We start from the raw sequence: 9234 nt of genomic DNA on the forward strand, positions 1-9234 counted from the left end.
TAGGTTTTGACCTGCGGGCTTGGTATCAGTACCCGAGATTCATTTTCATACGGTTCTTCGATACCGCCGTTAAAGAAAAAGGTAACATGGGCGTATTTCTCTGTCTCAGCCGTATGAAGCTGTCGTAATCCTGCCTTTGAGATCACTTCGGCGAGCGTATTGATCGGTGCATCTTTAGGGAACAACACCGGATAGGGGAAATTTTTGTCGTACTGTGTCATCGTCGCCAAATGGGTTGGTACAAATTCCCGAGCAAATCCATTAAAATGGGGATCACCCACAGCCGTTGTCAGCTCACGCATCCGGTCACTTCGGAAATTGAGCATTAAAACTGCATCCCCTTCTTTGAATCCATCGTATCCATCAAAAGCACTCGGAGTGATAAACTCATCCGTTTCACCGGCGGCATAGGCGTTTTCGATATAGTCAGCAACGCTTTGTTCACTTTTTGGAGTTGCATTGACAATAGCTTCATACCCGCTTTGGACACGTTCCCAGCGGTTATCGCGATCCATAGCGAAAAAACGTCCGCCGATGGAACCAATTTTCACATTGGAATAGCCATGCGCGTTTACTGTATGTAAAAAGAGTTTTGCCGAAGTGGGCGCCACATCTCTCCCGTCACTAATAAGATGGAGCCAAACTTCCTTGCCCGCTTCATGTGCGATCTCCATCACTCCCATTAAATGATCGATATGGGAATGAACACCGCCATCACTTAACAAAGAAATCAAATGGATTCGTTTGCTTGTTTTTAGTAATGAAGCAAAAACACTATTATCCTCAAACGTCCCCTCTTCGAGTGCGAGCGAAATTTTGACTAAATCTTGATACAATACCCGACCACTGCCGATGGACATGTGTCCAACCTCAGAATTGCCCATTTGCCCCTCGGGGAGACCGACACTAAGTCCAAAAGTATCGATAAGTGCATGTGGTACATCACGGAACAGTTGATCGTATGTCGGTTTGTGCGCAGCGTGAAAAGCGTTATATTCACGTTTTTGCGAGTAGCCGATGCCGTCAGTAATGACCAAAACCGTTTTTTTGCTCAAATTGGCTCCTTCGATTAATCAAACTTTGGGTGGATTATATTAAAATGTCACTTTTGCATTGCTTTTAAAATTTAATCATAAAAGAGTTACTAGAATGTTATATTGGTTTCACCAGACCCTCGGGATTAATCTTTTTCAATACATTACCGTCCGTGCAGGGGTTGCTTTCTTCATCGGTCTCTTGCTTACCCTCTTTTTTATGCCCCGCTTTATCGCATGGGCACAGCGTTCCGCACGTGTACAACCGATTAACGAATACGTCAGTGCCCATCAGGGTAAAGCAAAAACGCCCACAATGGGAGGAATCGTTTTTGTCATCGCTACCGTTATCGCTTCCCTGCTAACCGTCAACATTATGAATCCGTTCGTCATCGGGGGACTGCTTACCCTCGTTTTCTATGCTTATATCGGTTTTACCGATGATTGGGGAAAAATTCGAGGTGCTAATAACCTCGCAGGGCTGAGTGCCCGTGCCAAACTGACACTGCAAATTATTTTCGGTATCGCTATAGGATTATTTTTAATCTACGTAGCCAAACTCGAAACCGGGTTTTATGTTCCCTTTATCAAATCAAGCCTTTTTGATATGGGATACTTTAGTGTCGCATTTTGGGTTTTGGTGATGATTGCCACCTCCAATGCCGTCAACCTTACCGATGGACTTGATGGGCTAGCCACCGTCCCCTCTATCTTTGCCCTCTTATCACTAAGTGTGATTGTTTACATTGTCGGTAATGCTTCCCTCTCTCATTATCTCTTAATGCCCAAGATTCCTGCGGGAGAGGTGGTGATCATCGCCGCCGCCCTTATCGGATCGCTTTTGGGCTTTTTATGGTTTAACTGCCATCCGGCGCAAGTGTTTATGGGAGACAGCGGTTCACTTACCCTCGGAGCGTTTATCGCTTATATGGCGATTATCGGTAAAAGTGAAATTCTCCTCATCCTTATCGGTCTGATTTTCGTGATCGAAACGGTCTCGGTTATATTGCAAGTGGGGAGCTACAAACTCCGTAAAAAGAGGGTCTTTTTGATGGCCCCCATCCACCACCATTTTGAGATGAAACAGTGGGCGGAGAACAAAATCATCGTCCGATTTTGGATCATCTCCCTTCTTTCCAATATTTTCGCCCTAATTACTTTAAAGATTCGCTAATGAAAAACCAAAATATCGCCTGTTTCGGATACGGTAAAACAACCCGTGCTATCGCCAAACGTTTTGGCCCTTGTACTTTTTTCGATGACAAATTTACCGACGCTTCGGTTGATGAAGAGGGCAACGCTCTCAAACCGGTGAGTGAGTTCGATACCCGCCTTTTTACTCATGAGATCCCCTCACCCGGTTTCCCGCCAAGCCATCCGCTGATCCAAAACGCACAGCACCTCATCAGTGAGTATGATTTTTTTGCCCCACAAATGCCGTTTTCGATCTGGATCAGCGGAACGAACGGTAAAACAACCACCACTCAAATGGTCGAACACCTCCTCGCTGACAAAGGCTCGATTAGCGGCGGTAACATTGGAACACCTCTGGCGGATATGTCACCCGAAGCTCCAATTTGGATTTTAGAGACCAGCTCATTTAGTATGCACTACAATAATGTGGCACGCCCAAACATCTATGCCCTCCTCCCCGTAACCCCTGATCATGTCAGCTGGCACGGAAGCATGGAAGCTTATTACGAAGCAAAACTGGGGCCTCTCTCGATGATGAAAGAGGGTGAAGCCGTACTTTTGCCGAAAATGTTCGCCGACGCTCCGACCAACGGATTTAAAATCATCTACGAAGATGAAAAAGATCTCGCCGCGTATTTCGGATTTGATGCAAGTAAAATCAAATTCAAAGGGGCATTCTTGATGGATGCGATGATCGCGATGGGGATTGATAAAATTCTCTACGATCGCTGTGATTATGAGCGTATCAACGCGTTTATCCTCGATCCCCATCGCCAAGAGGAGTTCCGAGACTCACGTGATCGTCTTTGGGTCAACGATTCCAAAGCAACCAATATCGATGCAACCTTAGCCGCATTGCGCACCTACAGCGATCACAAAATTCATCTCGTACTTGGTGGGGATGATAAAGGGGTAGAGCTCGAAGAACTTTTTGCCCCACTGAAACGTTATGATGTTGATGTCTACGCAATCGGTGCTAATGCGTTGCGTCTTGAAGCACTCTGTAAACAATACACCATCCCCTGCACCCTCTGCCATACCCTTGATGTTGCGGTAGAAGCTATCAGTAAAAAGCACAACCGCCACAGTATCGCCATCCTCTCCCCTGCTGCGGCTAGTTTGGATCAATTTACCTCATACGCACAAAGAGGAAACCTGTTCAAAGAGCTGGCAAAAGCGACAAAATAGTCGTTTTACACACTTTAAGCTTCTTTTTAAGCTTGTGAAGCTATAATTTCGGCCTCACAAACGTGGCTAATTAGCTCAGTCGGTAGAGCAGTAGACTGAAAATCTGCGTGTCCTTGGTTCGATTCCGAGATTAGCCACCACCTCCAATAACCTCAATTAAGCATAATTTTATAATCACAACCAACGCAATGATTTCTATTACAATTCCATGCTATAATCACCGCCATTAACATCAAAGTAATGTGAAAAAACTAGCTAGGATCAAACGGTGAGCGATACGAAAGAAGAGACCATTAGTAAAATCACTTTTGCTCACCAAGAATGGCTATGTGCTTTAGATGCGGTTTCCTATCCAATATTTTTGCATGACAAAGAGTTCCGTATCCTCCGATGTAACAAAGCATACAGCCAGTATGTTGGAATCCCATACTCCGAGATTATCGGTCAAAAATATTATGAACTCTTCCCTAAAAATGACGGCCCCCTTCCCCACTGTACCGAAGCACTTGAAGATCCACTGAGCGAGGGGAGCGAAGAGGATATTCAAATCGAAGACAAAATCTTTCATTCAAAAGGGTTCATCATTAAAGATCCCGAAGGCCATTATCTTTACTCTTTACATATTCTCGAAGATATCACCGATAAACGACAAATTGAGCAAGCCTTGCGTGAGAGCGAAGCAAAATTTCGCACTATCACCACTTCTGCACAAGATGCTATTTTAATGATGGATGACAAGGGGGAAATATCCTTTTGGAATGAAGCCGCCGTCAAAACATTCGGCTACACGGAAAAAGAGGCGATAGGAAAGTCATTGCATGCACTTCTCACCCCTGAGCGCTTTCTCGCGGCACATTATCAAGGATTTGAACATTTCAAGCAAACGGGAGAGGGTCCGGCTATCGGTAAAACACTTGAACTCGCCGCCCTCAGAAAAGATGGAACCGAATTTCCCATAGAGTTATCCCTTTCCGTCGTCATGATAGAAGGCCAAAGGCACGCAATCGGAGTTATCCGTGATATTACTGAGCGAAAACAAGTAGAAACGTTACTAAAAGAAGAACGCGATTTCTCTGATCGGCTAGTAGAAACGGCTCCGGTCATTATTCTCATACTCAATCCACAAGGTCAAATCATCCGTTTCAATACCTACATGGAAACCCTAAGCGGCTATACACTCGATGAAGTCAAAGGAAAAGATTGGTTCACTACTTTTCTCCCTGAAGCAGACAGAGTCAAAACAAAAGCGTTGTTTCTATCAGCTATAGATGATATCCAGACACAAGGAAATACCACCATAATCTTGACCAAAGAGGGTGAGTCCAGAGCAATCGAATGGTATGACAAGACATTGAAAACTCTACAGGGAAATAACATTGGACTCCTTGCCATAGGGTTAGATGTCACCGAACGGAAAAAAAATCAAGAATTATTACGACAAAGCAAAGAAAAATTCCGTGCACTGGTCGAATCAACCAATGACTTGATTTGGGAAATTGACCAAAATGGGAAGTATAGCTATCTCAGCCCAAGCGTAGAAACACTACTCGGCTACACCCCCCAAGAAGTCTTGGGTAAATCCCCTTTTGATTTTATGCCCCCCGAAGAATCACAGCGTCTCGGTGCCGTATTCCAAAAACTGGTTTCTGAACAAGCACCCATTCTTACTTTGGAAAATACCAATATATGTAAAGATGGAACCATTAAAGTGTTGGAAACCAGTGGTGTCCCCTATTTTAATGAAAAAGGGGAATTGTCCGGTTACCGTGGAATAGATCGGGATATTAGTGAACGGAAACGATTTGAATTATCACTCAGTCGTGCCAATCGTGCTCTTCAAACCCTCTCTGCTGGCAACATGGCACTCGTTCGAGCAAAAAATGAGTCTGAATTACTCCAAGAAATCACCAACATCATTGTTAAACAAGCAGGTTACAATCTTGCCGCTGTCGTATACGCTGAGGAAACCGCACAAAAAAATATTACTCTCGTAGCCGGAGCAGGGATCGCAGGAGAAAACCATGATTGGGCCAACGATATTACGTGGGATGATACCCCAAATGGACAATTACCTGTTTCCTATGCTATACGAACCGGAACAACACAAGTGTGTCATAATGTTGCCTGTGCCCTTGGCACAAAACTATGGAAAGATACCGTCCTCTCCAAAGGTTACGTTTCTAACATCGCACTCCCCCTCTCCAATGCTAACAAAACATTTGGGGCCCTGTGTATCTATTCTACCGATGAAAATGCTTTTGACCCTGAAGAGATCCATCTTCTCGAAGAACTCACTAACGATCTCGCCTACGGTATCCTCAATCTACGCACCCGCATTGAACATGAACAACATGCCCTCCTTCTGCGACAGAGTTTGGAGCAATCCATTCAAACCATTGCCGCAACGGTAGAGGCACGTGATCCCTATACCGCAGGACATCAGCATCGAGTGAGTGAACTGGCAACAGCCATTGCACATGAAATGGCACTCAGTGAAAATCAAATTCAGGGTATACGCCTCGCTGCTACTATCCACGATTTAGGTAAAATTCATATCCCTGCAGAGATCCTCTCAAAACCAGGCAGACTCAACAAAATCGAGTTTATGCTCATACAAACCCATCCTGAAGAGGGATATAATATCCTCAAAGATGTCAAATTTCCTTGGCCAATTGCCGACATCATCTTACAGCACCATGAAAAACTTGATGGTTCCGGCTATCCGCAAGGGCTTAAGGGTGATGAGATACTGCTTGAAGCAAAGATTATCTGTGTTGCCGATATCGTTGAAGCGATGTCATCACATCGACCTTATCGTCCCTCATTAGGGATCGAACCGGCACTAGAAGAGATCAAACGAGGGAGAGGGATATGGTATGAGCCTTCCGTTGTTGACGTATGTCTAAAACTTTTCGAAGAAAATAGATTTCAATTCAGCAACATGCAACCAAAATCAGACCGTTAACCCTCATCACGTTTTTGCAGAATAATTTTCCCATTACTCAAACGCCATCATATTCTTTTGTAACCCTCTTGTAATCGCATTTAAAAATATATTCAATTAAATAAAAATTACTAGCAATATTAACAAATAATAGAATATAATTTGATTATGCAAACAATACTTCTTATATCAACATTTATAACAGCCGCTGTTATTCTTTCCGTCTTGGTGAGATACTCAGGTTTATTAGGGCTTATTGACACCCCAAATGAGCGTAGCATGCACAAAAATATCATTCCTCGCAGTGGTGGAGTGGGGATATTTTTATCGGTAGCAATTACTTACGCTCTATTTAACTGGGATCTTGTACTCTCTCATGTATATCTACATAGTGCTATTTTAGTTATTTTTATCGTTGGATTGATCGATGATCGTTTTGATGTCTCTCCACGACTTAAATTTGTCGCTATCTTTTTTGCCACTATTATGCTCTATCAAGAAAACATCTTTATCTCCAGCTTGGGACAATATTTTGGGTACGATGCTGCACTCCCTTTGCTCTTAATATTCCCTTTTACTTTTTTTGCCATCGCCGGTTTTACCAATGCCCTTAACCTGATTGACGGTCTCGATGGTCTCGCAGGAAGTGTTTCGCTTATCATTATGATCACTTTTTTAGCAATTGGCATTACCTATAATGATCCTATGATTATCTCCCTCTCCGCCTCTTTTATTGCTGCATTGATTGCCTTTTTGCTCTTTAACTGGAATCCTGCTAGCATCTTTATGGGAGATAGCGGATCATTGACACTTGGTTTTTCAATCGCTATTTTGAGTATCCTCTCTCTCCACTATACCACCCCGACATCGATCCTTTTTGTGATTGCGCTCCCTATCCTCGACACATTCATTGTTATGACCAGACGGATTCAGCGGGGACAGTCACCGTTCAAAGCGGACAAAAACCACATCCACCATTTCTTGTATAATGTCAAAGGAAATATCCGTTTTACCGTAATATTGTTAATTTCGATCCAAGCTATCTTCTCGATTATCGGGTTTCAGCTTAGAGAAGAAAACGATTTACTCTCGTTGATCTTGTTTAGTTTGCTCTTTTTTACCTTTCTCAACCTTTTTGACCAACGGCTTCGACACCGCAAAAAAGTCAAAAACAGACGCAAAGGAAAAAAAGCCGCCCCTATCATACAAGAGAGCGGTATGAGCGATCCATTTCCTGTAGCCCTAAAGCCGGAGAAATCATGACGGTCTTTGTCACCGGAGGAGCCGGATATATCGGTTCCCATACCTGTGTAGAACTTTTACAATCAGATTACGATGTCGTCGTTTATGATAATCTCTCCAACAGCTCTGCTGAATCGCTCCGCCGTGTAGAGACCATCGCAGGCAAATCACTCACCTTTATAGAGGGCGATATTCGTGATGAAGCAGCACTCTCTAAAGCGATGCGAGGGTGCGACGCTGTTATCCACTTTGCTGGCCTAAAAGCGGTCGGTGAATCGGTCGCCAAACCGCTAGAGTATTATGACAACAATGTGCATGGAACCCTTTGTCTGCTACGTGCAATGCAGACCAATGGTATCAAAACCCTCGTGTTTAGCTCATCGGCCACTGTATACGGTGATCCTGAAAAACTCCCCCTGAGCGAAGATCATCCTCTGCGCACCACTAATCCCTACGGCCAGAGTAAACTCGTCATCGAAGAGATCCTACGTGATCTTTATAAAAGCGACCCCTCATGGCACATCATAATTTTGCGCTACTTTAACCCCGTTGGAGCACATGAGAGCGGTCTGATCGGCGAAGATCCTCAGGGAATCCCGAATAATCTTATGCCCTTTGTCGCTCAGGTTGCTATCGGACGACGCGAGAGCCTTAGTGTTTTCGGTGGTGACTACCTCACCCATGATGGTACCGGAGTACGCGACTATATTCATGTCGTTGATCTGGCATCCGGCCATCTCAAAGCCCTCGAATCGCTCACAACAGCGCAATGCAGTGCAATCAACCTTGGTACAGGAACCGGTTACAGTGTACTTGATGTTATTCGTGCCTTTGCCGATGCCAGTGCTCAGCCTATCCCCTATACCATCGCGCCGCGACGTGAGGGGGACATTGCGACATGTTACGCCGATCCCTCTACCGCAGCCCAACGTATTGGGTGGAGTGCAAAACGCTCACTGAATGAAATGTGTAAAGATGCCTGGAACTTCCAGTCCAAAAATCCAAAAGGTTACGTATGAAGAAAAAATCTCCGATCCATGTTTGTCTCTTTCCCGCTGCAGGGTATGGGACCCGTTTTTTACCCGCTACCAAAGCAATGCCAAAAGAGATGCTTCCGGTACTCACTAAACCCCTTATCCAATACGGAGTAGAAGAGGCAATGGATGCTGGAATGAACACGATGGCAATCGTTACAGGACGAGGAAAACGGGCTATTGAAGATCATTTCGATATCAGTTACGAATTAGAGCATCAGATTAAAGGGACATCAAAAGAAAAGATGTTAGCCGACATCCGTCATATCATCGATAAATGCACCTTTTCATATACCCGTCAGTTGGAGATGAAGGGTCTCGGTCATGCAATCCTCACCGGTAAACCCCTGATCGGATATCAACCTTTTGCCGTTATTTTAGCAGATGATTTGTGCGTTAACGAGACAGAAGGGGTCCTTAGCCAGATGGTAGAGTTGTATGAAAAATATCAATGCTCCATTGTCGCGATCGAAGAGATCGACCCTAACCATACCGACAAATACGGTGTCATCGCCGGAGAAGAGATCGAACCGGGAATCTACCGTGTCAGTACGATGGTCGAAAAACCTTCCCCCGCCGACGCTCCAACCAACCTTGC

General features: G+C 44.5%; 7 protein-coding genes and 1 tRNA gene. 7 read left to right on the forward strand and 1 reads right to left on the reverse strand.

Annotated elements, in window-relative coordinates; all coding sequences use genetic code 11:
- Nucleotides 1-1055, reverse strand: a 1055-nt coding sequence (gene gpmI, locus PHR02_RS12010) for a 2,3-bisphosphoglycerate-independent phosphoglycerate mutase (protein ID WP_299992358.1), incomplete at its 3' end; no start/stop codon positions are given.
- A gap of 94 nt (nt 1056-1149) precedes the next feature.
- On the opposite strand from gpmI, the gene mraY reads away from it, so the two are divergent.
- The 7 genes from mraY to PHR02_RS12045 form a co-directional block, all read left to right on the forward strand.
- Nucleotides 1150-2208 (forward strand): phospho-N-acetylmuramoyl-pentapeptide-transferase, encoded by a 1059-nt coding sequence (gene mraY / locus PHR02_RS12015; protein WP_299992359.1) that lies wholly within the window; start codon nt 1150-1152, stop codon nt 2206-2208.
- The gene (murD, locus tag PHR02_RS12020) at nt 2208-3416 is read left to right on the forward strand and encodes a UDP-N-acetylmuramoyl-L-alanine--D-glutamate ligase (protein WP_299992360.1); all 1209 of its coding nucleotides are present in this window, start codon (nt 2208-2210) and stop codon (nt 3414-3416) included. Before mraY ends, murD begins: the two co-directional genes overlap by 1 nt.
- A gap of 64 nt (nt 3417-3480) precedes the next feature.
- Nucleotides 3481-3556 (forward strand) — tRNA-Phe (locus PHR02_RS12025).
- Nucleotides 3557-3684: 128 nt separating this feature from the next.
- Nucleotides 3685-6381: a PAS domain S-box protein gene (locus tag PHR02_RS12030; protein WP_299992361.1), complete on the forward strand. Its 2697-nt coding sequence runs from the start codon at nt 3685-3687 to the stop codon at nt 6379-6381.
- 147 nt (nt 6382-6528) lie between these two features.
- Complete coding sequence (locus PHR02_RS12035) at nt 6529-7623, forward strand: MraY family glycosyltransferase (RefSeq protein ID WP_299992363.1); 1095 nt, start codon at nt 6529-6531, stop codon at nt 7621-7623.
- The gene (gene galE, locus PHR02_RS12040; protein ID WP_299992365.1) at nt 7620-8621 is read left to right on the forward strand and encodes a UDP-glucose 4-epimerase GalE; all 1002 of its coding nucleotides are present in this window, start codon (nt 7620-7622) and stop codon (nt 8619-8621) included. Before PHR02_RS12035 ends, galE begins: the two co-directional genes overlap by 4 nt.
- Nucleotides 8618-9234: sugar phosphate nucleotidyltransferase (locus PHR02_RS12045; protein ID WP_299992366.1), on the forward strand; the 617-nt coding region annotated here is incomplete at its 3' end. The genes galE and PHR02_RS12045, both read left to right, overlap by 4 nt.

Origin of the sequence: Sulfuricurvum sp., assembly GCF_028688295.1 — a bacterium.
Classification (GTDB): domain Bacteria; phylum Campylobacterota; class Campylobacteria; order Campylobacterales; family Sulfurimonadaceae; genus Sulfuricurvum.